This is a genomic window from Halomonas sp. BDJS001 (genome assembly GCF_026104355.1).
Taxonomy (GTDB): domain Bacteria; phylum Pseudomonadota; class Gammaproteobacteria; order Pseudomonadales; family Halomonadaceae; genus Vreelandella.
Genome location: NZ_CP110535.1, coordinates 3,586,526 through 3,610,714, shown reverse-complemented (window position 1 = coordinate 3,610,714; position 24,189 = coordinate 3,586,526). Strand labels below are relative to the sequence as shown.

Below are 24,189 nucleotides of genomic sequence, written 5' to 3'. Positions count from 1 at the left end.
TGACAAACGCGAGGATGCTTTATGAAGCGCTACCTTATTGATCGGCGTAGCTTGCTGCGCCACAGCGTGACTGGCGCTATCGGCCTGGCTGCACTACCGCACCTTGGGGTTAAAGCCCTGGCTGATGACTCGTCTGCTCAGCGGGTTTTAAAAGGCAATATCCAGCATTCGGTTGCTCGCTGGACATTCGATTTTCTGACTTTGGAAGAGCTTTGCCAGCTTGCAACCGAGTTGGGTATTACGGCGATTGATCTGGTGGGCCCTGAAGAGTGGCCAGTGCTTCAGCGCTACGGGCTAGACTCTTCCATGTGTAATGGCGCAGAGCTGAGTCTTGAGGATGGCTGGGGCGATGCCCGTTTTCATGCCGAGCTGGTTGAGCGATACCTCAACCATATCGATTGGGTAAGCCAAGCGGGTTACACCAATTTAATCTGCTTTAGCGGCAATGCTCGCGGCATGAGCCCTGAGCAGGGTTTGCAAAATGCCGAAATGGGACTGAAGCAGATTCTTGCCGAAGCAGAGGCAAAAGGCGTGGTGCTACAGATGGAGCTGTTTAACAGCAAAATCGACCACCCCGACTACCTTTGCGATAACTCTGTCTGGGGAATTGAGCTTTGCCGTCGTCTTGATTCACCCAACTTTAAGCTGCTCTACGACATCTATCACATGCAGATTAGTGAAGGCGATGTCATTCGCACCATCCGTGAAAACCACCCGTTTTTCGGCCATTACCATACGGCTGGTGTGCCGGGGCGGCATGAAATAGATGACACCCAAGAGCTCAACTACCCCGCGATCTGTCGCGCTATTCGAGATACCGGCTTTAAGGGCTATATCGCCCAAGAATTTATCCCTGACCGGACTAGCCAACAGGCAAAAATAGAATCACTGCAGGCGGCTATTCAGCTCTGCGACGTGTGATTCGACTCTAAAAACAACACAGTAAGGAAGATGACCATGCCAGATAATCACTACGATGCCATCGTGGTTGGCTCAGGCATTAGCGGCGGTTGGGCTGCTAAAGAGCTAACCGAGAAGGGGCTAAAGGTTTTACTGCTCGAGCGTGGGCGCAATATTGAGCACGTAAAGGATTACCACAACGCCGACAAAGAGGCGTGGGATTATCCCCACCGCAATGAGCCGACCCAGGAAATGATTGCTAAGTATCCGGTGCTCAAGCGCGACTACCCCCTTAACGAAGCCACCCTGGGCATGTGGGCGGATGAACAGGCCAATCCCTACGTGGAAGAGAAACGCTTTGACTGGTTTCGCGGCTACCACGTAGGCGGGCGCTCTCTGCTTTGGGGGCGGCAAAGCTACCGGCTTAGCCCGATGGATTTTGAGGCCAATCAGCGGGAAGGTATCGCCATTGACTGGCCGATCCGCTATGAAGATATCGCTCCGTGGTATGACTATGTGGAGCGCTTTGCCGGTATCGCAGGCACCCAGGAGGGATTGGATATCCTTCCCGATGGCGAGTTTCTGCCGCCAATACCGCTTAACTGCGTGGAAGAAGATGCCGCCAAGCGCATTAAAGAGGCGTTTGGTGGCCAGCGTCATCTTATCCACAGCCGGGTGGCCAATATTACCCAGCCAAAGCCAGAGCAAAATCGCGTCAACTGCCAATACCGCAATAAGTGCTGGCTGGGTTGCCCCTATGGCGCCTATTTCAGCACCCAGTCCGCTACGCTTCCCGCGGCGGTGGCCACCGGCAATTTAACCTTGCGACCCTTCTCGATTGTCAGTCAGGTGCTATATGACAAGGATCGCCAGCGAGCGCGGGGCGTTGAGGTGATTGATGCCGAAACCCATGAAACCCACGAGTACACTGCCGATGTGGTTTTCCTCAATGCCTCGACCTTCAATACCACCTGGATTTTGATGAACTCTGCCACCGATGTCTGGGAAGGTGGTCTGGGTAGCAGCAGCGGAGAACTGGGCCACAACGTGATGGATCACCACTTCCGCTGCGGTGCCAGTGGCGACGTGGAGGGCTATCTCGACAAATACTACTTCGGACGTCGTCCTGCGGGCTTTTATATTCCACGCTTTCGCAACGTAGGCGATGAGCAGCGAAGCTATGTGCGCGGGTTTGGTTATCAAGGCGCGGCGAGCCGCCAGGGCTGGGATCGCGAAATTGCTGAGCTCAATATCGGCGCTGATTTAAAGCAAGCACTCACCCAGCCAGGTGGTTGGACGATCGGCATGACTGGCTTCGGCGAAATGCTTCCCGACCACGATAACTGCATCTCCCTTGACCACAGCGTTCGCGATAAATGGGGGCTGCCGGTGCTGTCGATCGACGTTGAGCTCAAGCAAAACGAGCGCGATATGCGTCGGGACATGGTTCAAGATGCGGTCGACTTACTTGAGGCCGCGGGCGTGAAGAACGTCAAAGGCGACGTAGGCGATTACGCGCCAGGCATGGGGATCCATGAGATGGGCACCGCGCGTATGGGCCGTGACCCAAAAACCTCAGTGCTCAATAGCCACAACCAGGTGTGGGATGCACCCAATGTGTTTGTTACGGATGGCGCCTGCATGACGTCATCCTCTTGCGTGAATCCATCTTTAACCTACATGGCACTTACCGCGCGGGCGGTGGACTATGCCGTGAAAGAGCTTAAGCGGGGTAACCTGTCATGAACCGTCGCGAGCTACTAAAAATGATCGCGCTGACGACCGGTACAGCGATGATTGGAGGAAAATCCCTATTTGCCTTTAGCGATGCTGGCCAGTCGGATCACCCCTTTAGCAGCCAGGATGTAGAGCGACTGGACGAGCTTGCCGAAACCATTCTGCCTAGAACCGATACCCCAGGTGCTAAAGACGCGGGCGTCGGGGAGTTTATGGCCGTGTTCGTTAGCGACTGCTACACGCCCTCAGAGAGAGAGGTGTTCTATTTTGGTTTAGCGCAGCTTGAGGCGCGCAGCCGGGCGGCTTACCAACGTGATTTTATGGCGTTAAGTGGCGAACAGCGATTAGAGCTCATTACCGAGTTGGACCGCGAAGCGATGGTGCACGCCCAGCAGCAGGCCCTCAAACAGCCAACCCCCGCTGAAGCATTGACGATAGAAACCCAGACCGCTCAAAACCAAACGGCAGAGGCCCAAGCATCCCAGGAGCAAGCGGATCGCGAGGAAGCGCTGCCACACTACTTCACCATGATGAAGCAGCTAACGCTGTTTGGCTTCTTCACCTCAGAAGTCGGCGCGACGGAAGTCCTACGCTACGAAGCGGTGCCAGGCCGCTATGACGGCTGCGCGCCTTATAACGGCGAGCCTGCCTGGGCAACCTAACGGAGCTGAGAGCATGATCAAAAATCAACGTACGCACAAACTTAAGCCTTCCTTCTATGCTCAGACGCTTTGCCTATTGGCCTGCGGCAGTTTGTTGGCATTCGATAGCGCAGCTCAGGAGGGCGCATCGAATGAGACACTGACACCCGAGGAGCAATCCGCCAAAACCGAAGTATGGGAGCCAGTGCCCGCAAGCGTTGCAGTGCCTGACGATGGTGTTCCCTCCGATGCCATCGTGCTATTCGATGGCACCGACTTAGACGCCTGGGAGGGCGAAGAGGGTGGGCCAGCCGAGTGGCACGTGGATGACGGCGCCATGACGGTAAATCGCGGTGCGGGAGGCATTCGCACAAGCCAGGATTTCTGCGATGTGCAGCTCTACCTGGAGTGGCGCTCCCCTGAGGATATTGAAGGTATGGAGGGCCAAGATCGGGGCAATAGCGGCGTCTTTCTGCAGGAACGCTATGAAGTCCAAGTGCTGGACTCCTACGACAACCCGACCTATCCCAACGGCCAGGCGGCATCCATCTATAAACAGCATATTCCACTCGTCAACGCATCGCGCCCGCCGGGGGAGTGGCAGAGTTACAACATCCTCTACACCGCGCCGCGTTTTGATGATGGAGGCGCCCTTGAATCGCCTGCCTATATCACCGTTCTGCATAACGGTGTCGTGGTTCAGCACCATGCTGAAGTGCAAGGCACCACCGAATGGATTGGAGAACCCAACTACGACGAAGCCCACGGCTGCGCACCCATTTACCTGCAAGATCACGATGCGGACGTTAGCTTTCGCAATATATGGGTAAGAGAGCTATAGCCGCCCGTTTATAGGCACCCTAAGCGAGTTAGTCCAGTCCTCTGACGCTAGATAGTGTCAGGGGCTGGGCTTTTTTGTACCGCTTTCATTGACTATGCTGTAATACATTGTAGTCGTCAGGAGTGAGGGTATAGATATGGGTGTCACTACAGTTCGTCTTCAGGCGGATGTTGAACAGCACCTGGAAGCTATCGCGAGCAGGCTCCACCGGAGCAAAGGCTGGGTAATCAACCAGGCATTATCGGAATACATCGAGAAGCAACAGCTTGAGCAAGAGCGCTGGAGACAAACGCTGGAGGCAATGGAGTCTGCCGCACAGGGGAAGGTGGTTGATAGCAGCGAGGTTCATCGTTGGCTCAATAGCTGGGGAACCGAAAATGAGCAGGATGCGCCGAGGTCGGATAGGTGAAACTGGTTTACACGAATGAAGCCATTGAAGATTTGCAGCGCCTTAGAGAGTTCATCGCCATCCATAATCCCTCTGCAGCCGGCATGATAGCGTCAGAGCTGGTCGGTAAAATCGACTTACTGCCAGACTTCCCCAACATTGGAACGCCGGTTGAAATGGCACCGGATTCGGTTCGTGACATGGTCTTTGGTAAATACGTTATTCGCTATTCAGTGCATACGAGCGTCATCATTATTCTGCGTGTATGGCATGAACTGGAAGGTGAGCGTTAGCCATTAAGCCAACTGCGATCCACGGCTATGGCAAAATAGAAGTAAAAGAAAGTGGATTTGGTTATGTATTTATTTGTTACTTTTTACCGAAAAGGAGTTTTATGGACGGCTTTTTTGAAGAGATAGGCAGGGGGTTTTTTAGGGGGATAGGTTACATACTGGCAGAGATATTCTTCAGAACCATTTGTTACTGGGTTGGCTGGCCAATCTGCAAACTGGTTACTTTGGGAAAATACCCTTCGGCTTCTAAAATGATATATCTCGATGAGCATAGGAGTCGAACCGACGGCGCTTTGTGTGCAGTAGTGGGTTTGCTTGCGTTGATTGTGTTGGCGCTGTATTTATTAGGGCAGTTTTCGTACAAAGCTTAGTAAGCCGGGTGCCGCCAACGTCCCCGGCTTTTTTATGCTCTATATCCTTACACGTTAGGCTTCGCCGCTACACTTTTATCGTCTTTAAAAGTGAGGAAGAACAGCGCCAGTACCGCGATAGCAAACACCGCTGGGAACATCCAGATGCCCTGCCAGTCGTGGGCGCCGTTAGCGGAGAAGTGGTCGGTAATTTGACCTGCGACCCAGAAGCCTATCAGCATGCCTACCCCGTAAGTGGCCAGCGTGATCATGCCCTGGGCGGAGCTTTTGAATTTCTCCCCCGCACGGGCATCGGTGTAGATTTGGCCTGTCACGAAGAAGAAGTCGTAGCACACCCCATGCAGGGCAATACCGATCAGGAGCATAAACACCATCTCATCGGCGTTACCGAACGCAAACAGCGCGTAGCGTAGCGCCCAGGCCAGCATGCCGATCAATAAGGTCTTTTTGATTCCAAAGCGGTGAATAAACACCGGCAGCAGTAGCATAAACAGCACTTCTGATACCTGGCCCAGGGTCATTTTACCGGTTGGATTGGTCACGCCGATCTCGGCGAGAAAGGGGTTGGCGTTTTGATAATAAAACGCTAACGGAATACAAATCAGAATAGAGGCGATAAAGAAGATGGCGTAGTTGCGGTCTTTTAGCAGAGCCAACGCATCCAGCCCTAGCACTTCTTTTAAGCCCACCGGGCCGTCTGCTTTAGGCGGCGTCGCGGGAAGGCTAAAGCTATATAGGCCAAGGGCTAATGACGCGATGGCGCACATCAAGAAGGTGTTACGCAGCATGCCGTCGGCGATGCCTTGGGATGAGTCCCAGGCGAATAAGTAGCTGATCCCCAGACCCGCGATAATCCAGCCAATGGTTCCCCATACGCGGATTTTGGCAAACTCCTGGCCTGGGTCGCTCATTTGGCGGAAGGAGACCGAGTTGACCAGCGCCAGTGTCGGCATGTAGATAATCATGTACACCAGTACCAGCGGGTAAAACGTGCTGAAATCGTTGGCCATATAGAGGCCGTACATCAGCGCTGCACCTGCTAAATGCAGCACCGCGAGAATGCGTTCAGCATTAAGATAACGGTCAGCGATCAAGCCAATAATGAAAGGGGCAATAATGGCACCCCAGGATTGGGTAGAGAACGCCATGCCAATCTGGCCACCGCTGGCGTTGAGGTTGTTGGCCAGGAAGGTGCCCAGGGTGACAAACCAGCCGCCCCAGATAAAGAACTGCAAAAACATCATGATGCTGAGTCGTGTGCGTATCATAGCCATGACGTGATCCTATTTTGTGGTTGTGATTGTGGTCTTGGTTTAAAAGCGTCGATTAGCGGTGTGGCGGAAGGCCAAGAATTCGGCGGTTGCGTGAAGGGTTGGCGGTGACACCGGCGAAATCGTCAAAGGCGCGACCTGCGGGTTGAATCAAATGGGCCTCGATAAAAGGCGCACCCTCTGCAGCACCCTGGGCGGCGTCTTTAATGCAGCACTCCCACTCAAGCACCGCCCAGCCATCAAATCCGTACTGCGTCAGGCGACTAAAAATCCCGCTGAAATCGATCTGCCCATCGCCTAATGAACGGAAACGGCCGGGGCGCTCTACCCAGCCCTGGTAACCGCCATAAACGCCGCTGCGGCCATTGGGGTTAAATTCAGCGTCTTTAACGTGGAACATGCCGATACGCTCGTGGTAGCGGTCGATAAATTCCAGATAATCCAACTGCTGCAGCAGTAAGTGGCTGGGGTCATAAAGAATTTTCGCCCGCGGATGGTTGTCCACCGCCGCCAGGAACCGCTCGAAGGACGCACCGTCGTGAAGATCCTCGCCAGGGTGAATTTCAAAGCACAGGTCAACGCCAGCTTCGTCAAAGGCCTCCAGGATCGGCCGCCACCGGCGGGCCAGCTCATTAAAACCTTCTTCGACTAGCCCCTCGGGACGCTGGGGCCAGGGGTAAACAAAGGGCCAAAGCAGCGCGCCGGAAAACGTAGCATGGGCGGTTAACCCCAGCCGTTGGCTTGCTTTGGCAGCCAGTTTTAGCTGCTCAATGGCCCATTCGGTACGCTCCTGAGGCTTGCCGTGTAACTCTGCAGGCGCGAAATCATCGAATAAGTCGTCGCAAGCGGGATGCACGGCGACCAGTTGGCCCTGTAAGTGGGTAGAGAGTTCGCTGATCACAACGCCGGCTTTTTCGCAGCGGGCGTTGAGCTCATCGCAGTACGTTTGGCTTTCAGCGGCCTTGCGCAGGTCGATAAAACGGCTATCAACAGTGGGTAGCTGAATAGCCTGATAGCTCTGTTCGGCCGCCCAGCGAGCGATACCGTCGAGGCTGTCAAAAGGCGCTTCATCGCCGATAAATTGGGCCAGAAAAATGGCGGGCCCGCGGATGCTTGGGGGGGTGTTGGGCATGATTAGGCTCCTGGTAGCTGAGTAGCGGGCAGCGGCGTCCATTTCTGTTCGCTTTTGGCGCTGGTGGTGACGGCCTCAATAAACGCCATGCCACGAAGCCCGGAGGCCATGCCGGGAACACCCTCAACATCGCCTTGCTTGCCTTGATGAATCGCCTGGGCGAAGTCGCGGTAAAGGTTGCCGAGTGCTTCCAGATACCCCTCGGGGTGGCCGCCGGGTAGGCGCAAGCGCTGCATTGCGCTGGGGAAAAGGTCGGGTTGGTCGATGCCAGCACGGAGGGTGCGCATCGGTGCTTGAAGCGGACGGTAGAGCAGGCTGTTGGGCTCCATTTGGTGCCACTCCAGCGCCCCTTGATCACCGTAAATGCGAATTTTGAGTGCGTTTTCTTCCCCGCTGCAGACCTGGCTGGCAATGAGGGTTCCGCTGGCGCCTTGGTCGGTGCGCAGCAGTACATCGCCATCATCGTCCAGTTGGCGACCGTCGGCGTGGCTGGAAAGCGAGGCGCATAGTTCGCTAACACGATGCCCGGAGATAAACTCAGCGAGGCCAAACGCGTGGGTGCCAATGTCGGCCATGCAGCCGCTGATACCTGCGAGCGAAGGGTCGGTGCGCCACGCGGCCTGCTTATTACCCTGCTGTTCTAGACGCTCGCCTAGCCAGCCCTGGGGATACTCCACATGAATTTTGCGAATGCTACCTATTTGGCCCTCGCTGACCATTTCCCGGGCTTGCCATACCATGGGGTAGCCTAAGTAGGTATGCGCCAAGCCATACAGGCAGCCGCTGGTATGCCACCTTTCTGCTAAGCGCTGCGCTTCTTGGAGCGATACTGCCGCCGGCTTTTCGCAGAACACATGAAAGCCTGCCTGCATGGCCGCTTCCGCGATTGGCACGTGAAGATGATTAGGCGTGGCGATCACCAATAACTGCATGCGTTGTTCGGCGGGAAGTTGCTGCTCGCCTTCGAGTAACTGCTGCCAGTCGGCGTACACACGCTCTTCGGCTAGGTGGCACGCTTCGCCGGTCAACTGGTTATTATCCGCCGAGCGGCTAAAGGCACCACATACTAGCTCGCAAGTATCATCGAGGCGGGCGGCTAAGCGGTGAACCTGGCCGATAAACGCCCCTTGGCCGCCGCCGATCATGCCTAAGCGGATACGGGGTGGAGTGGGTCGCGGCATAGAGAGGCTCCTGTTCTAATAAACTGAGTTTGTTTATATTCGCGGTGATTGTACTTTTGATAGAATGTAACCGGTTACATTTGTTTTGAAATTAAGTCTTGATGCTGCGAGCGTCAATGAGACAAAGGTATACGGTGTTGAAAACGTGCCGGAAAATAGCGCGCTGAGTTTAACGTTGGGATACGTTAAGCTGAGATGAATAGCGCCGCACAACCATCTGCTTGGCTGGTAATAAAAGTCGGCGATCACAGAGCGATAAGGGAGGCCATGACCAATATACGTAAGGTCGCCGAATTGGCGGGCGTGTCGGTGGCGACAGTATCACGGACGTTAAAGTCGCCGGATATCGTCTCGCCCACCACCCGGGAAAAAGTGCTGAGGGCCGTTGATCAAGCGGGCTACAAACCGAATTTGATGGCCGTGCAGTTTCGCTCCCAGCGCACTTATAATCTGGTGGTTTTAGTACCCACTATCGCAAATACCTTCTTTGCGCGGGTAATCAGCGGTATTCAGGAAGCGGCCCAGGAGCGCGGCTACGGCGTTCTGCTGTGTAATACGCTGGGTAATGAAGCGATGGAAACCCAATACGCCAGCTTAGTCAGTACGCGCCAGGCGGATGGCGTGATCCAACTGCGTGCTTTCAATCCTTTTTCTGAAAATGCCTTTCCCGCTGGGTCTCCATTGCCAATGATCAATGCCTGCGAAGTGCTGGATGATGCGCCGTGTCCCACCGTTAAACTGGATAACCGCTCGGCGGCACGTGAGGTCACTGAGCACTTGATCGCCCTGGGGCATCGGCGAATAGGCATGATAAAGGGCCCTCGGCGCAGCCCCTTGACCCGTGACCGCCAACAAGGCTACCAGGATGCATTGAGCGCGGCGGGCATTCCGTTAGATGAGAGACTGCTTTGTCCTGGCGATTTCACGCCACTTTCTGGCTATCAGGCGGCTGAAACGCTTATCGCTTTAGCGGAGCGCCCCTCCGCGATCTTTTGTGAAAGCGATGAAATGGCAATAGGTGCCATGAGCCGTATCAAGGAAGCGGGACTACGCGTTCCGGAGGACATTTCGGTGGCGGGTTTCGACGATATCGCGTTTGCTTCCTATAGCGACCCGCCGCTAACCACGATTGCTCAACCGGCGGAAACCTTCGGGCGCGAAGCCGTTGCGATGTTGATCGAGGTGCTGGAAGGGCGGCAGGTTAATAATCTGATGTTGCCTTACTCTCTGGTATCCAGAAAAAGCACAGCGGCATGCCGACCTTAGGCGTCTTTCTTTCACGCGCTAAGTGCATACAATAAGTGGGGCTTTATCCAAAAGCCTCACAGCTGCTATCCACGCACACTACCCAACACACCCCATAAAAATAGCTAAAAAAGGATCTACCATGACGCTGACACGCTCAATAGCTCACTTCACCGCTGGCTTGGCCGGTGCGGCACTGCTTTCCGCCTCCCTTTCTGCCCAGGCACGCGAACTTTCGGTTTCCACCGTTCTGTCTGACGCTTTCCCCTGGGGGCAGGCGGCGGAGAAGTGGGCAGAACTGGTGGAAGAACGCAGTGGCGGTGAATTAACGCTGCGGGTGTATCCAAATTCACAACTGGTTTCCGGCGATCAAACCCGTGAATTCTCTGCCATGCGTTCTGGGTTAATCGACGCGGCGGTGGGCTCGACCATTAACTGGTCGCCTCAGGTGCCGGAACTTAACTTGTTCTCTTTACCCTTCTTCATTCCCGATGAAGCCGCCGTCGATGCGGTTACCGGTGGTGAAGCAGGGGAGTTGGTGTTTGAGGCAATCGAGTCCCGTGGCGTTATTCCGTTAGCTTGGGGGGAAAACGGTTTCCGCCAGGTTTCCAATTCTCGCGGGCCGATTAGCCAGCCAGACGACTTGGACGGCCTGAAAATCCGCGTTGTTGGCTCGCCACTTTTCCAGGATACCTTCTCGGCATTGGGCGCCGACCCCACCCAAATGAGCTGGACGGATGCTCAGCCCGCGCTGACCACCGGCGCAGTAGATGGCCAGGAAAATCCGCTTTCGGTATTTGACGTCGCGCGCATTGATCAGGTCGGTCAGGAGCATTTGACGCTGTGGAACTACATGAATGACCCGCTGATTTTTGCGGTCAATCAGCAGGTCTGGCAAACGTTGAGCGAAGAGCAGCAAACTCTGCTGCGTGAAACCGCGGTAGAAGCGGGTGAGTGGGAAATCGCCATGACCCGCGAAGAAGAGGGCGAGCGTCTTGCGGCAATTCAAGAGCGCGGTGTCACAGTGACCGAGCTTTCCGATGAGCAGTACCAGGCGTTTGTCGATGCCACTCAGTCTGTTTACGAAAAATGGGCGCCGCGGATTGGCGAAGAAGTGGTAGAGGCTGCACAAGCCGCTATCGACGCGCGCTAATTACCTTTGATGTTCAAACTCCCGGTCTTTAAGGCTGGGAGTTTTTTTGCTGTGAGGCTGCCATGAAAGGCTTTCCTGATGCGCGCCCTGAGCGCTGGCTGGGTGCGCTGGCATTAATCATTATCTCTTTGATTAGTCTTGGTAATGTGATTACGCGTTACCTAACCGGCGGCTCTTTTTCATTTACCGAAGAGTTTTCTGTATTTTTGCTGGTCGTGCTGACCTTTGCCGGTGCCTCGGTGGCGCTGAGGCGTAACCGCCATATTCGCATTGGCTTTCTGGAACGGGCGCTGCCCCCCAAATACCGTTCCGCATTGATCCTTTTTCAAGCGCTTTGCGGTCTCACTGTGCTGGGCTTGATTACCTGGTATGGCGGCAAGCTGGCGTGGCAAGAGTATCAGTGGGCGTCGCTGTCACCAGGGCTTGGCTTGCCTCAGTGGTGGTATCTAGTCTGGCTGCCTGTGCTTTCTGTGGCCATGGTGTGGCGCTTGGTTCAGCAAACCGGTGACCGTTTGTCGGGGAGGCTCACCGATGAGTCCTGATGTGTGGATGATTCTGGCCTTTGCAGGTTTGCTGATAGCGGGGGTGCCGGTGGCGTTTTCGCTGGCGCTCTCCGGGGCCGTTGGCATTGTGCTGGGGTTGTCGCCGGATATGCTCGCGACGATGGGCACCAATACCTATAACAGTATTGCCAAGTACCCGCTTATTGCGATTCCTCTGTTTATCTTAACGGGGCTTATTTTTGAACGCTCCGGTGTGGCGCTGCGCTTGGTGCGCTTTGCCCAGGCGTTGATTGGCCCACGCCATGGTGGTTTGGCGCTGGTCGCAGTGCTGGTATGCATGATTATGGGCGGCATGAGCGGCTCAGGCCCTGCCGATGCGGCAGCGGTGGCGATGGTGATGCTGCCGAGTATGACCAAAGCGGGCTACCCCAAGCCGTTTTCCGCCACGCTGATTGCCGCCTCTGCCTCGACGGCGATTCTTATCCCGCCTTCAGTAGCGCTTATTCTCTACTCAATCGTGGTGCCGGGCGTCGATTTGCGCGCACTGTTCGCGGCAGGGTTATTTCCCGGCATTCTGGCCGGGCTGGCGCTGCTGGTGCCCGCTATGCTCGTTTCCAAACGCTACGGTTGGGAGGGCGGCACACCGGTAGAGGGCGCCGAACGGCTCAGCATACGCACTACGTTTAAGCAGGCGATACCGGCGCTGTTTGCCCCGGTGTTGATTTTGGGTGGTTTGCGTTCGGGCCTGTTTACCCCTACCGAAGCAGCGGTGGTAGCCGTTGCCTATGGCGCGATTGTCGGACTGTTTTTGACCCGCGAGCTGTCGCTGCGTGATTTATGGGAACTGTTGGGTGAGGCAGCGATTATCTCCGGCGTAGTGATGCTGATTATCGCCCTGGCCGGTATCTTTGCCTGGGCGGGCACCATGCTAGGTACGTTCCGCCATTTGGCGGAGTGGATTATTAGTCTGACCGATAACGGCGTTTTGCTGCTAGTCCTGGTAATGCTCGCGGTGCTGGTGGCTGGGATGCTGCTGGATGCGATCTCGATCTATCTGATCATGATGCCAATTTTGATCCCCGTCATGCAGCACTTTGAGTGGAACCCGGTGTGGTTTGGCATTCTATTGGCAATGAATATCGCCATTGGTCAGTTTACCCCGCCGGTGGCGGTGAATTTGATGGTGACCACCGAAGTGGCCAAAATTCGCTTGGAGCAAACTCTCGGCTGGGCGCTGCTGTTTGTGGTCGCGATGGGGTGCGCTCTGGCACTGGTGGCGCTTTTTCCTGCTATTGCGCTGTGGCTACCCAGCGTGTTGGGCTACAACGTTTGAGGGGGGAACGATGTCTGTTGGCATGCAAAAGAGGTCGTCCGAGTCCAGTAAACAACGAAAATGCTTATTCCCTATGTCAAAATGGTATAGGAGTTAACGCTTACTAAACGTTCGCTAGCGCTAAACTCATTGGCATGAAAGGCATGTCCGTGAGGCGAGGGCGGGCGTGCAGCAGAGACGGCGACTACTTCACTGATTCAGACAGCTGTTTTTCCGCTGAGCGTTTTAATTTTCGCTAAAGGCTTAGTTTTTCGCTAAAGTAGTATTAGCAGGCAACCAACCAACGGTACGCCTGTAACAGTTTGTCTTAAAAACAGAATGTTTGAAAAACGTTTTGGAACAAGGCCGCCTGAGGGAACGGTTCATCAGGTGAAACCAAAACGCACGATGTTTGTAACATCAAATACGCTCATAACATCAATACAAAGAGGTGTGTTCATGAAACGCCATGTATTTTCCACTGCCGCCTTCTCTGGCGCGCTGATTGCTGCCGCCACGTTCGCGTCGCCTGCGGTTGCGCAGGAACGCTACATTACTATCGGTACCGGTGGCCAAACCGGCGTTTACTACGTCGTAGGCCAGTCGGTTTGCCGTATGGTTAACCGTGGCAGCGATGACCACAACATCCGTTGTAACGCTCCTTCTACTGGTGGCTCGGTCGCTAACGTTAACGGCATGAAAAGCGGCGAGCTGGACATGGGCGTTGTTCAGTCTGATGTTCAATACCGTGCTTACAACGGCGAAGCAAACTTCGAAGAAGAGGGCCCTTGGGAAGATATGCGCTCCGTATTCACCATGCATGGTGAGCCGCTAACGGTTGTAGCGCGTGCCGATTCCGGCATCGAAACCATCAGTGATTTCCCTGGCAAGCGTGTCAATATCGGTAACCCAGGGTCTGGCCAGCGTAATACCATGGATGTCGTCATGGACGCGTTCGGCTGGGACGAAGATACCTTCGCTCTTGCTTCTCAGTTGGATGCCGCCGAGCAGTCTGCGGCCCTGTCCGATAACAACATAGATGCCATGGTGTATGTTGTGGGCCACCCGAACGGTTCTATTCAGGAAGCGACCACCACCATCGATGCTCGCTTAGTCCCGGTGACGGGTGAAGAGATCGACGCGCTGGTTGAAGAGTATCCGTACTACACCCGCTCCGTGATCCCGGGTGGCCTGTACCGTGGTAACGACGAAGACGTCGAAACCTTCGGTGTTGCGGCAACTTTCGTTTCTTCTGCTGATGTTGACGAAGAAATCGTTTATGAAACCGTCAAAGCCGTCTTTGAAAACTTTGATCGTTTCAAACGTCTCCACCCAGCGTTTGAAAATCTTAACGAAGAAGAGATGATCTCTGACGGTCTAACCGCTCCGCTGCACGATGGTGCAGCGCGTTATTACCGTGAGCGTGGCTGGATCGAGTAAGTTCGAAGCGACGTAAAAATCGGCAGGTGAGCAGCGTTCACCGCCTGTAGTAAAGCGCGGGCGCCTGGTAATTGTTAACCCAGGTGTCCGCGCTTCTTGTTGAAAGCGCTGATTGTCAGCGCTGACCATTAGGCAGGGCAAGCGTATGCGTGATGACAAACAACCTTCGGCGGCCGCTGAACAAGACCTAGAGGATATGGTCGCTGCTAGTGATTCAGGGGCAAGGAAACCGGTAGGGGTGCCGGGTAAACTGCTGGTGGGCATTGCAGCGATCTGGTCGCTGTTTCAGCTCTGGATAGCCTCACCTCTTCCGTATTTATTTCGTTTTGGCGTGTTTAGTGCGACCGAAGCGCGCTCCATCCATTTAGCGTTTGCGCTATTCCTTGCCTTCATGGCCTACCCTGCGCTTAAACGTTCTCCTAGAGACCGCATTCCGGTGCAGGACTGGGCGTTCGCTGCTGTGGCTACTTTTTGCGGTGCTTATCTATTTTTATTTTACTCAGATTTAGCACAGCGCCCGGGGCGGCCAATCACCCAAGACATCGTGGTTGGCGTGATTGGCATTATTATGTTGTTGGAAGCCACACGACGTGCACTTGGGCCGCCGCTGATGGTTGTGGCCGGTCTGTTTATTGTTTACTCGCTGTTTGGTCCCTATATGCCCGGTATTTTGGCCCACCGGGGCGTGAGCCTGGGCGGTTTGATTAATCACCAGTGGCTGGGTACCCAAGGGGTGTTTGGCATTGCACTGGGGGTTTCTACCAGTTTTGTTTTCCTATTTGTTCTGTTTGGTGCCCTGTTGGACAAAGCAGGGGCGGGTAACTATTTCATCAAAGTTGCCTTCTCGATGCTGGGCCACTTTAAAGGTGGCCCAGCTAAAGCGGCTGTAGTGGCTTCGGGTATGACGGGTTTGATCTCGGGGTCGTCGATTGCCAATACGGTAACGACTGGAACCTTTACGATTCCGATGATGAAGCGCGTGGGCTTTAGTGCTGAAAAAGCGGGCGCCGTTGAAGTGGCATCTTCAGTAAATGGCCAGATAATGCCGCCAGTCATGGGGGCGGCTGCCTTTCTGATGGTGGAGTATGTTGGCATATCTTACGTAGAAGTTATCAAACATGCCTTTCTGCCAGCGATCATTTCCTATATCGCGCTGATTTATATTGTTCACCTGGAAGCTTTGAAGGCCAATATGAAAGGGCTGCCTTCAAGTAACCCAGCGCGCCCTCTACTCAACAAAATCCTGGGCTTTATGACCGGGCTGATATTGTTGATGGCGCTATCCTTCGGGGTTTATTACGGACTTGGCTGGCTTAAACCTGTGCTCGGTGAGGCCACTCCCTGGGTTATTTCGTTGGGCTTGGCCGTGGTGTACATCGGCTTGTTGAAGATAAGTTCGAACTATCCTGAACTGGAGTTGGATGACCCCAATTCAGCCGTGGTAACGCTGCCGCAAACACGGCCAACGGTAATGGTGGGCTTGCACTACATCCTGCCGGTCATTGTGCTGGTGTGGTGTTTGATGGTGGAGCGCATGTCGCCAGGGCTTTCGGCGTTTTGGGCGACCATGTTCATGATCTTTATCATGGTCACCCAGCGCCCGGTGATTGCTTTCTTCCGTGGCCACAGCCAGTTCTCTGCTGATGTTAAAGAGGGGTTTAAAGACCTATGGGACGGCCTTGTCGCCGGCGCCCGTAATATGATCGGGATTGGTATTGCCACCGCAACCGCCGGTATCGTGGTGGGTGCCGTTTCGCAAACCGGTGTAGGCCTGGTGTTGGCGGATGTAGTGGAGATTCTGTCCGGCGGCAACCTGATGATGATTCTGTTGCTTACCGCGCTGCTTAGCTTGATTTTGGGCATGGGTCTACCAACCACGGCTAACTACATTGTGGTCTCTGCGCTAATGGCGCCGGTCATTGTGCTCCTGGGGCAGCAGAACGGGCTTATTGTACCGCTGATTGCCGTTCACCTATTCGTGTTCTATTTCGGCATTATGGCGGATGTCACGCCACCCGTGGGGCTTGCTTCGTTTGCGGCGGCGGCGGTGTCCGGCGGTGATCCATTACGTACTGGCTTCCAGGCTTTTTACTACAGCCTGCGAACCGCGGCACTACCGTTCCTATTCATCTTCAATACTGACCTGCTGTTGATCGATGTCACCTTTATGCAAGGTATTGTCGTGTTTATCGTCGCGACCACCGCTATGCTGATATTTGCAGCGGGTACACAGGGCTACATGATTGCCCGCAACCGCTGGTATGAGTCACTACTCTTGCTGCTAGTGGCCTTTACGCTGTTCCGCCCTGGTTTTTGGATGGATCGAATCCACGATCCCTATGAGTCGATTCCGCCTACGCAGTTTGCAGAAGCACTCGGAAGTGTCGATGACGGTAGTAACCTGCGGGTGCAAATTGCGGGTGTTGATGATTTCGGCGATCCAATGACCACCTATATTCTCGTTCCTGTCCCCAGTGGAGATAACAGCGAGGAGCGTATGGAAGCGCTGGGAATGGAGCTGCTGGCAGATGGTGATCAGGCTGTGGTCGACTTTGTCGAGTTTGGCAGCCAGGCCGCCGAGCTAGGGTTTGACTTCGATCAAGAAATCATTGAAGTGCTGGCTCCCGTGGATCGCTGGACGAAAGAGTGGATGTGGATACCGGCGCTGGTCATCTTTGGCCTAGTGGTACTAATGCAGCGCCGTCGGCGAGAAAAACAGTCTGCCGATGAATCAGCAGCAACCACTTAAGGAGGCCATCATGTATCAAAAAATCTTACTGCCCGTGGATCTTAATGAAGAGGGGTCGTGGAAGAAGGCGCTGCCTACGGCGGTTACGCTTTGTAAGACCTTTGGGGCATCGTTGCATGTGGTCACGGTGTTGCCGGAGTTTAAGATGCCCATGGTCGGGGCCTATTTTCCCAAGGATTTTTCTAAGAAAGCGCATGAAGCCGTCAAAGAAGCTCAGCATGCGTTCATTCAAAAGAATGTGCCGGAGGAGATTCAAACGCAAAGCGTGATTGTCGATGGCTCGCCCTGGGAAGCCATTATTAAGGCGGGCAAAAAATTGGATGTCGACCTGATCGTTATGGCTTCCCATACCAAACGTAAGTTTGTTGATTACGTGTTGGGCCCCAATGCTGAGCACGTAGTGCATCATGCCAAGGTATCGGTAATGATTGTGCGCTAGGTACGACATCAGAATAGTAAGACGTCAGCATTAGACGGCCATGTAGGCAAAACCAAAACTCCGGGCAGCTAGCTCGGAGTTTTTTTATTGTCGGCATTATCAGCCCATTACATTTGCTTTTGCTAACGCAGCAATTTAATTGGCGCTTTATAGCTATTTCGTGGATTTTTTGTACGCGTGTCTCAAAGTGGCATCCTTCAAGAGCGTTGGTCAGCTACATTAAGAGAGCATTAATGCAGAACGTTAAGCCATTAATTTGGCATTAATACCATCGACGAGGATCGAGCGTTGATGCGATAGAGGTAAATCCTGAAATCAGGATCTATATCAGGAACAACAGGAGTGATGCCATGAATGCGGCTACAACAAAAACAAACCACCATTCGAACCACCCTAGTGTGAAAATCAGTATTAATAAAGTCGGTTTGGATCGACCCAGGGCGTGGTTGGCTGCAGGCGTTGAGGATTTTCGCCGTGCGACGGTAGTGAGCCTTTCTTATGGCATGTTTTGGGTGGGGTTGAGTATTGCTATTACCCTAGGTGCTTTCACTATGGGTTACTGGTACTGGCTACTGCCGATGATTGCAGGGTTTATGTTTATTGGCCCGTTGGTGGCGGTGGGGTCTTATGGCATTAGCCGGGCGTTGGAGCGTGGACAAGTGCCTAACCTGGGTGATGCGTTCGGCAGTTGGAAACCCCATGCAGGCCAGTTGGCGATGATGGGGGTCATGATGATGATCTTCTTCCTCGCTTGGATTCGTTTGGCCACGCTTCTGTTTGCGCTGTTTTTTGGTTTTGAAGTGCCCAGCCCCGCTTCGCTCTATACCGCATTGCTGACTACCTCAGAAGGTTTGGGGATGCTGGCAGTCGGTACGGTAGCGGGCGGCATTCTTGCCTTTGGCGCCTTTGCTATTAGCGTTGTAGCGATTCCTACGCTGATGGATCAAGACTTAACCTTCATGGAAGGCATCGAAGCGAGCGTACGTTGCGTTGCACGTAACTTTCGCGTGATGCTGCTATGGGCGGTGATTCTTACCCTGTGTGTTCTGGTTGGCGTCATGACATTTTATATTGGCTTGGCGCTCATCCTGCCGGTGTTGGGCCACGCCAGTTGGCATGCCTACGAAGAGTTAGTGCGCTTTGAACCCTTCGAGGAAATCAAATCGTAACTCAATTGTGAGCACCCAGTAACACTTCAGTGACTAAAAAAATAGTATTTGCCCTGACCTGATCAAGGAGATGGCGTAATCTTTACGCTATCTTCTTCTGCTGCTCCTGGGTATGTAACCTGAGCGTGATCTTGTGCGAGGTGTTTACTGTGAAAGCGTTGTTATTGGGGTGGGTCGTACTGATGTTCAGTACTCCCCTAGCGGGGCTTGCTCAATCAGCTGATGGGTTAGAGGTGCCTAACGGGCCCGTTATCTTGACTATCAGCGGTAAGATCGATCATACCAATGAAGGAAGGGAGGCGCAGTTTGACCGTGCCATGTTGACGGCTTTACCACAGCACGAGTTTGAGACAAGTACACCTTGGACAGAAGGCATTAGCCACTATAGTGGTCCTTTAATGCGTGACCTACTGGCAATGGTAAGCTCCGACGTTGATGCCGTTCATGTCTCCGCGCTGAACGGCTACGAAGCCGAAATACCGGTAAGTGATTTTAATGAATACGATGTCATCTTAGCCATGAAAAAAGACGGCGAGGCGATTCCGGTTCGGGAATATGGCCCTTTGTGGGTGCTATACCCTTTTGATCAAGATGAAGCGCTGTTAAGCGAAAAGATTCGCTTTAGAGCGGTATGGCAGGTTATGCATATTAATGTTCACTAGCGCTTCTAATGCGCGGGCCTCAAGCCTACTGCGTTATCCTCGTCGTTTTAAGCTCGTTGCCATTGTGGCGGTATTACTATTTGCTGCAGCATTGGTCGTCGCCACTCTGGCCGCCTGGCGGCAGGAAAATCTCACTCAAAGCTTGCGGGAAGACACCGCTTGGGTTGTTTATAAGTTGGATCGCGATGCGGTACAGCTGCTCAACCATTTATTGGCAGTGACCCGGGAGCCCCTCTCGGCTAAGGCAAGCGAGGAGTTAAATCTTCGCTTTGAGTTGCTCTATAGTCGCATGACGCTGCTAAACGACGGTGAAGTTCGCAACCTCATGCAGCAAATTGATACCGCCCGTGAGCTGTTAGGCCAAATCCAGCAGCAGCTTGATTTGCTGGATAGTATGTTTACCCCCCGTACTGAAGGCGGGTCTGATGAGGAACTTGATCGACTGCCGGTAGCATCGCTGGAAGAAGAACTGCAGGCGTTAACGCGGCTCACTGAAAGACTGGTTATTGCTATTAACGGCTACTTAGCTGAATCGGCAACGGAAGAGCGCGCCCAGCTCAGCCTGCTTTACAAGCTTCTCATGAGCCTGATTATTGGTATGAGCTTAGCGGCCTTCCTGGTGATTGCCTTTTTAGTTCGTGAAATGCGTGAGAGTGCGGCGATAAGGCGGATTCAGGAGCAGCTTGGCCGTCAACTCGAAGTCACCGCCAAACAGGCTCAAGCAGCGAACCAAGCCAAATCAGACTTTTTGGCAATGGTCAGCCATGAAATTCGCACACCGCTGAACGGCGTTATTGGTATGAGTGAGCTGTTACGCGAATCAGCAAGCCCTGCTCAGGTTGAGGATTACGCCCATACAATCCACGACAGCGCCAATCAATTGCTGGCAATGATCAATGAAATCCTCGATTTCTCAAAAATCGAAGCAGGGCACCTAACCCTCGAAACATCGCCCACGGAGCTAAAACCGCTGATTGATAGCGTGGTGGTGCTGTTTGCCCCTCGAGCCAAAATGAAAGGGTTAGCGCTTAAGGTTAATGTTGATTCGCTGGTGCCAGCATGGGTGCAGGTCGATGCGGGTCGATTACGGCAAATTCTGCTTAACCTTATCGCTAATGCCATCAAATTTACCGACCACGGTGAAGTCAGCGTACGCGTCTCTTCAACGGTGGAGCAATTACTGTTTGAGGTCAGTGATACGGGCTGTGGTCTAAGTGAACAGCAACAGCAGCGTCTCTTTGAGCCTTTCCAGCAGGCGGATGAGTCAGTGGCACGTCGGTTTGGTGGTACCGGGCTAGGGCTGGCAATTTGCAAGCGGCTAAGCGAAGCCATGCAAGGTCGACTAGGGGTAAAAAGCCAGTTAGGCCAGGGGAGTACCTTCTGGTGCGAGCTACCCTTAATCGCCGCTGACCCCATAACAACATCGCTGCCCCCAGCGCCCAAGCGTGACTTTACCGGCACAAAACTGCTTCTGGTAGAGGATAACGCCGTTAACCGCAAAGTCGCGATGGGCTTATTGTCGCGCTTGGGCTGCGATATAGTTTGGGCCGAGAGTGGTCATGATGCTTTGGCCATGGCTCAGTCGCAGCAGGTGCATCTGATCTTTATGGATATTCAGTTGCCTGATATGGATGGCTTAAGGGTCACGCAACGGCTGCGTGAACAGGGCGGGTGGTTAGCCAGTGTGCCGATCGTCGCCATGACCGCTGGAGGCGCTGAAGATGATCGACAACGCTGCCTGGCAGCGGGTATGAATGATTACATCACCAAGCCTCTATCGCTCTCTGCACTAAGCAACGTGTTGGCGTTGCAGCTTTTTGCGACTCCGGACGCACCTTTAAGGACGCTAGCGGCGTCTCCGACGCTAGCCGGAGAGCCATCACTGCTTAATAGCGACACCCTGAGCATGTTGAAAATGACGCTAGGTGAAGCGAGCATGATTCAGCTAATCATGCTTTACCACCAGCAAGTAAGCGATTACTCCGCACAATTGGCTTCTTGTTTGGCTGCAACGCCTTTGACGTCAGAACAGGGGCAGCAGATCGTACGGCTTGCACACCAGCTGCGCGGCGAGTCGCTGAGTATGGGGGCCGACCAGCTTGCCGAGCAGGCAAAGCAGCTTGAGCTACTAGCCAAAACGCAATGCACCACATCCAAGCAGCTTGATGAGGCACTCAGCGCGTTAAGGCTTGCAGCAGCGCATACGCATTCCGCATTGGAGAGGTGGTGCCGTGATCACTTATCCAGTTGAACAGGGCATTAGCACAGCCGCCAGCCAGCAGACAGATGCAAGTCGGGCAGCGGCGGAGCTCGCTGACGCATTACAGCACGAACACCTGGGGTTCGTACTGTTCTTCTGCAGTGCGGAGTATGATTTAGCGGCACTAGCCGGTGCGCTGGAAAGTCGCTTCCCCGCTACGCCGCTAAGTGGCTGTACCACCGCTGGGGAAATAACGCCCGCAGGCTATGACCGCGGCTCTATCGTGGCTATCGGGTTCGATCGTCGCCTGTTTGCCATTGAAACGGCGCTGATTGACGACCTCGAACACTTTGAGTTGGCCGATGCTCAGCCGTTGGTCGACACGCTATTGGAACGTTGTCGCCAACAAGCCATCGCGCCGATCAATGAGCATAGTTTTGCGCTAACGTTATTGGATGGTTTGTCCAGTCGTGAAGAGCAAGTGCTCGCCACCCTGGATGCCGCGCTAGGGCGCATTCCTAGTTTTGGCGGCTCGGCGGGTGACGACAACCACCTTAGCCATACCCATGTATATACCGCTGGATGCTTTTATACACGGGCGGCGGTGGTCGTCATGATCAATACCCGGTTGCCCTTTGAAGTATTCTCAACCCATCACTTGATCCCATTGGCACACAAGCTCGTGGTGACCGAGGCCGACCGTGAGCAGCGGCGGGTGGTAGAGCTCAATGGTCTGCCCGCCGCCCAGGTTTACGCAGCGTTGGTAGGTGTTGCCCCAGAGCAGCTCAGTGCCGCAGTGTTTGCCCGCCACCCATTAGCCGTCCGCATTGGCGGACAGCACTATGTACGCTCTATTCAGGGTGTTAATAGCGACAGTAGTTTGAGTTTTTACTGTGCAGTGGAAAACGGCATTGTACTGACTGCCATGCAGCCAACACCGCTCCTTGATGACCTCAAGGTGATGCTGAATGGAGTGAGCGCCAGGTTGGGGGCGCCGAGCATGATTATTGGCTGCGACTGCTTTCTACGTCGCATGGAGCTAGAGGCATTGGGGCATGTGGATCAGGCGTCGCAGCTGCTGCGCCAGGCAGGCGTAGTGGGATTTAATACCTACGGTGAACAGCATCATGGTATGCATGTGAATCAAACATTTACGGGGGTGGCGTTTGGATCTCTTCCAGCTAACGACCACGCCTGAAGCAACCAATAGGGATGCTGCAACTGATGTCGCGGCGCTGCGGGAAGAGAACCGCCGCCTGCGTAAAGTGTGCCAAGCACTGATGGAGCGGGTGGAAACCGGAGGCGATGTTGATCCCGCGCCCTATGCCGCCTTTGAACGTTCGGTATTACTTGCCGAGCAGGTACGTGAGCGCACCGATGCGTTGCACCGCACCTTAGATGAGTTAAGCCAGGTCAATACGCGCCTACTGGCCGCAAAAGCCGAAGCCGAAGCCGCCAACCTATCCAAAACGAAATTCCTGGCGGCAGTTAGCCACGACCTGCTGCAGCCGCTCAACGCCGCTCGTCTGTTTGCCAGCGCGTTAGAAACGCACTCACTGCCTGAAACCTCGCAAATGCTCGTTAGCCATATTGGCCGCTCGCTAAAGGATGTCGAGGGGCTGATAGGCACGCTGGTGGATATTTCACGCCTGGATGCGGGGGTGCTCCATGCCGATAAAGCCCCCTTCGCGGTGAGCACGCTATTAGATGCGTTGGCGGAGGAGTATCGCCAAATAGCCGGGGTGAGAGGGCTGGCCCTGCACTACGTGCCCTCCAGCGCGGTGGTCGAATCCGATTTGGCGCTGCTGGCGCGAGTGATCCGCAACTTCTTAAGCAATGCGGTGCGTTATACCGAGCAGGGCCGAGTGTTGCTGGGCTGTCGGCGGCGCAAAGAAGGGTTGGAAATTACCGTGGGCGACACCGGCCCTGGGATCCCTGAGCAGCAGCGGGAGGCGATTTTTCTGGAGTTTCGTCGCGCTAACCAGCCTAACGGCGCACACAGCCGTGGCTTGGGGTTGGGGCTCGCCATTGTTGACCGTATCAGTGCCATGCTGGGACAGCCGATTTCGCTCGCCTCGCGTCCCGGCGTGGGGGCGCTATTTTCGATCACCGTGCCCTATGCCGCAGCAACGCTTCCCGCCGTGGATAACACTCATAACACGGTGCTGCCTAACGGTGCTGAGGATCCATTGAGTGGCCGTGTTATCTGGGTAATTGATGATGATTTGGCCATTATAGATGGCATGCAGGCGCTGCTGGGTAGCTGGGGGTGCCGAGTGAGAGCCGCTGCAACGGTGAGTGCGCTGGAGGCTGCCAGCGACGGAGAGCAGCCGGCGGTACTGCTGGTGGATTACCATTTGGGGGATCATCGGGAAACAGGGATTGAATTGGCCGCGCGACTACAGCGGCGCTATCCCGGCCTGGCAGCGGTGGTGATTACGGCCAATCACGAGGCGGAGATTAAGCGTGCCACCCGGGAAGCTGGCATGCACTGCTTACTCAAACCGTTAAAGCCCCTGCGGCTACGTATGCTGCTCGGGAATCTGCTTAGTAAAGCCTAAC

General features: G+C 54.4%; 21 protein-coding genes. 18 read left to right on the top strand and 3 right to left on the bottom strand.

The features are described 5' to 3' along the window. Nucleotides 1-21 precede the first annotated feature (21 nt). The 6 genes from OM794_RS16795 (at nt 22) to OM794_RS16770 (ending at nt 4,800) form a co-directional block, all read left to right on the top strand. The gene (locus tag OM794_RS16795; protein ID WP_226247793.1) at nt 22-921 is read left to right on the top strand and encodes a hydroxypyruvate isomerase family protein; all 900 of its coding nucleotides are present in this window, start codon (nt 22-24) and stop codon (nt 919-921) included. A 36-nt stretch (nt 922-957) separates the two neighbouring features. Further along, the gene (locus tag OM794_RS16790) at nt 958-2,646 is read left to right on the top strand and encodes a GMC oxidoreductase (protein WP_226247791.1); all 1,689 of its coding nucleotides are present in this window, start codon (nt 958-960) and stop codon (nt 2,644-2,646) included. Beyond that, nucleotides 2,643-3,299: a gluconate 2-dehydrogenase subunit 3 family protein gene (locus OM794_RS16785; protein ID WP_226247789.1), complete on the top strand. Its 657-nt coding sequence runs from the start codon at nt 2,643-2,645 to the stop codon at nt 3,297-3,299. Before OM794_RS16790 ends, OM794_RS16785 begins: the two co-directional genes overlap by 4 nt. Before the next feature lie 13 nt (nt 3,300-3,312). Then, the gene (locus OM794_RS16780; protein WP_226247788.1) at nt 3,313-4,119 is read left to right on the top strand and encodes a DUF1080 domain-containing protein; all 807 of its coding nucleotides are present in this window, start codon (nt 3,313-3,315) and stop codon (nt 4,117-4,119) included. Between the two features lie 136 nt (nt 4,120-4,255). Continuing rightward, the gene (locus OM794_RS16775) at nt 4,256-4,528 is read left to right on the top strand and encodes a CopG family ribbon-helix-helix protein (RefSeq protein WP_041158862.1); all 273 of its coding nucleotides are present in this window, start codon (nt 4,256-4,258) and stop codon (nt 4,526-4,528) included. Then, a complete protein-coding gene (locus tag OM794_RS16770) occupies nt 4,525-4,800 on the top strand; it encodes a type II toxin-antitoxin system RelE/ParE family toxin (RefSeq protein ID WP_226247786.1) in 276 nt (91 codons plus the stop codon). Before OM794_RS16775 ends, OM794_RS16770 begins: the two co-directional genes overlap by 4 nt. A gap of 418 nt (nt 4,801-5,218) precedes the next feature. On the opposite strand, the gene OM794_RS16765 is transcribed toward OM794_RS16770, so the two are convergent. The 3 genes from OM794_RS16765 to OM794_RS16755 are packed head-to-tail and all read right to left on the bottom strand — an operon-like array spanning nt 5,219 to nt 8,755. Beyond that, complete coding sequence (locus OM794_RS16765; RefSeq protein WP_226247784.1) at nt 5,219-6,445, bottom strand: nucleoside permease; 1,227 nt, start codon at nt 6,443-6,445, stop codon at nt 5,219-5,221. 52 nt (nt 6,446-6,497) lie between these two features. After that, a complete protein-coding gene (locus OM794_RS16760; protein WP_226247782.1) occupies nt 6,498-7,574 on the bottom strand; it encodes a sugar phosphate isomerase/epimerase family protein in 1,077 nt (358 codons plus the stop codon). A 2-nt stretch (nt 7,575-7,576) separates the two neighbouring features. Continuing rightward, nucleotides 7,577-8,755: a Gfo/Idh/MocA family protein gene (locus OM794_RS16755; protein ID WP_226247781.1), complete on the bottom strand. Its 1,179-nt coding sequence runs from the start codon at nt 8,753-8,755 to the stop codon at nt 7,577-7,579. Between the two features lie 267 nt (nt 8,756-9,022). Between OM794_RS16755 and OM794_RS16750 the strand changes: the two genes are divergently transcribed. The 12 genes from OM794_RS16750 (at nt 9,023) to OM794_RS16695 (ending at nt 24,188) form a co-directional block, all read left to right on the top strand. Beyond that, nucleotides 9,023-10,021: a LacI family DNA-binding transcriptional regulator gene (locus tag OM794_RS16750; protein WP_226247778.1), complete on the top strand. Its 999-nt coding sequence runs from the start codon at nt 9,023-9,025 to the stop codon at nt 10,019-10,021. A 121-nt stretch (nt 10,022-10,142) separates the two neighbouring features. Beyond that, a complete protein-coding gene (locus tag OM794_RS16745) occupies nt 10,143-11,153 on the top strand; it encodes a DctP family TRAP transporter solute-binding subunit (protein WP_088698953.1) in 1,011 nt (336 codons plus the stop codon). 62 nt (nt 11,154-11,215) lie between these two features. Continuing rightward, nucleotides 11,216-11,695, top strand: a complete 480-nt coding sequence (locus OM794_RS16740; RefSeq protein ID WP_226247776.1) for a TRAP transporter small permease — start codon at nt 11,216-11,218, stop codon at nt 11,693-11,695. Then, nucleotides 11,685-12,989, top strand: coding sequence for a TRAP transporter large permease (locus OM794_RS16735; protein WP_226247774.1), 1,305 nt, complete (start codon nt 11,685-11,687; stop codon nt 12,987-12,989). The genes OM794_RS16740 and OM794_RS16735 overlap by 11 nt, the downstream gene beginning before the upstream one ends. Nucleotides 12,990-13,427: 438 nt before the next feature. Next, on the top strand, nt 13,428-14,408 hold the full coding sequence (locus OM794_RS16730) for a TAXI family TRAP transporter solute-binding subunit (protein WP_226247772.1): 981 nt from the start codon (nt 13,428-13,430) through the stop codon (nt 14,406-14,408). Nucleotides 14,409-14,553: 145 nt separating this feature from the next. Then, on the top strand, nt 14,554-17,157 hold the full coding sequence (locus OM794_RS16725; RefSeq protein ID WP_226247769.1) for a TRAP transporter permease: 2,604 nt from the start codon (nt 14,554-14,556) through the stop codon (nt 17,155-17,157). 10 nt (nt 17,158-17,167) lie between these two features. Beyond that, nucleotides 17,168-17,596 carry a universal stress protein gene (locus OM794_RS16720; protein WP_226247767.1) on the top strand — a complete coding sequence of 143 codons (429 nt, stop codon included), beginning with the start codon at nt 17,168-17,170 and terminating at the stop codon, nt 17,594-17,596. A 350-nt stretch (nt 17,597-17,946) separates the two neighbouring features. After that, nucleotides 17,947-18,765 carry a DUF2189 domain-containing protein gene (locus OM794_RS16715; RefSeq protein WP_226247764.1) on the top strand — a complete coding sequence of 273 codons (819 nt, stop codon included), beginning with the start codon at nt 17,947-17,949 and terminating at the stop codon, nt 18,763-18,765. A 182-nt stretch (nt 18,766-18,947) separates the two neighbouring features. Continuing rightward, nucleotides 18,948-19,427 carry a molybdopterin-dependent oxidoreductase gene (locus tag OM794_RS16710; protein ID WP_226247918.1) on the top strand — a complete coding sequence of 160 codons (480 nt, stop codon included), beginning with the start codon at nt 18,948-18,950 and terminating at the stop codon, nt 19,425-19,427. Beyond that, nucleotides 19,417-21,678, top strand: coding sequence for an ATP-binding protein (locus OM794_RS16705; RefSeq protein WP_226247762.1), 2,262 nt, complete (start codon nt 19,417-19,419; stop codon nt 21,676-21,678). Before OM794_RS16710 ends, OM794_RS16705 begins: the two co-directional genes overlap by 11 nt. Beyond that, nucleotides 21,659-22,825: a nitric oxide-sensing protein NosP gene (gene nosP / locus OM794_RS16700; RefSeq protein ID WP_226247760.1), complete on the top strand. Its 1,167-nt coding sequence runs from the start codon at nt 21,659-21,661 to the stop codon at nt 22,823-22,825. The genes OM794_RS16705 and nosP overlap by 20 nt, the downstream gene beginning before the upstream one ends. Beyond that, the gene (locus OM794_RS16695) at nt 22,794-24,188 is read left to right on the top strand and encodes a hybrid sensor histidine kinase/response regulator (RefSeq protein WP_226247757.1); all 1,395 of its coding nucleotides are present in this window, start codon (nt 22,794-22,796) and stop codon (nt 24,186-24,188) included. The genes nosP and OM794_RS16695 overlap by 32 nt, the downstream gene beginning before the upstream one ends. Nucleotide 24,189: the final 1 nt, after the last annotated feature.

Coding starts and splice junctions, on each gene's coding strand:
- OM794_RS16785 (WP_226247789.1), top strand. CDS start 2,643: ATGAACCGTCGCGAGCTACTAAAAATGATCGCGCTGACGACCGGTACA.
- OM794_RS16720 (WP_226247767.1), top strand. CDS start 17,168: ATGTATCAAAAAATCTTACTGCCCGTGGATCTTAATGAAGAGGGGTCG.
- OM794_RS16740 (WP_226247776.1), top strand. CDS start 11,216: ATGAAAGGCTTTCCTGATGCGCGCCCTGAGCGCTGGCTGGGTGCGCTG.
- OM794_RS16765 (WP_226247784.1), bottom strand. CDS start 6,445: ATGGCTATGATACGCACACGACTCAGCATCATGATGTTTTTGCAGTTC.
- OM794_RS16705 (WP_226247762.1), top strand. CDS start 19,417: ATGTTCACTAGCGCTTCTAATGCGCGGGCCTCAAGCCTACTGCGTTAT.
- OM794_RS16760 (WP_226247782.1), bottom strand. CDS start 7,574: ATGCCCAACACCCCCCCAAGCATCCGCGGGCCCGCCATTTTTCTGGCC.
- OM794_RS16735 (WP_226247774.1), top strand. CDS start 11,685: ATGAGTCCTGATGTGTGGATGATTCTGGCCTTTGCAGGTTTGCTGATA.
- OM794_RS16730 (WP_226247772.1), top strand. CDS start 13,428: ATGAAACGCCATGTATTTTCCACTGCCGCCTTCTCTGGCGCGCTGATT.
- OM794_RS16790 (WP_226247791.1), top strand. CDS start 958: ATGCCAGATAATCACTACGATGCCATCGTGGTTGGCTCAGGCATTAGC.
- OM794_RS16795 (WP_226247793.1), top strand. CDS start 22: ATGAAGCGCTACCTTATTGATCGGCGTAGCTTGCTGCGCCACAGCGTG.
- OM794_RS16745 (WP_088698953.1), top strand. CDS start 10,143: ATGACGCTGACACGCTCAATAGCTCACTTCACCGCTGGCTTGGCCGGT.
- OM794_RS16780 (WP_226247788.1), top strand. CDS start 3,313: ATGATCAAAAATCAACGTACGCACAAACTTAAGCCTTCCTTCTATGCT.
- OM794_RS16750 (WP_226247778.1), top strand. CDS start 9,023: ATGACCAATATACGTAAGGTCGCCGAATTGGCGGGCGTGTCGGTGGCG.
- OM794_RS16725 (WP_226247769.1), top strand. CDS start 14,554: ATGCGTGATGACAAACAACCTTCGGCGGCCGCTGAACAAGACCTAGAG.
- OM794_RS16775 (WP_041158862.1), top strand. CDS start 4,256: ATGGGTGTCACTACAGTTCGTCTTCAGGCGGATGTTGAACAGCACCTG.
- OM794_RS16715 (WP_226247764.1), top strand. CDS start 17,947: ATGAATGCGGCTACAACAAAAACAAACCACCATTCGAACCACCCTAGT.
- OM794_RS16710 (WP_226247918.1), top strand. CDS start 18,948: ATGTTCAGTACTCCCCTAGCGGGGCTTGCTCAATCAGCTGATGGGTTA.
- OM794_RS16755 (WP_226247781.1), bottom strand. CDS start 8,755: ATGCCGCGACCCACTCCACCCCGTATCCGCTTAGGCATGATCGGCGGC.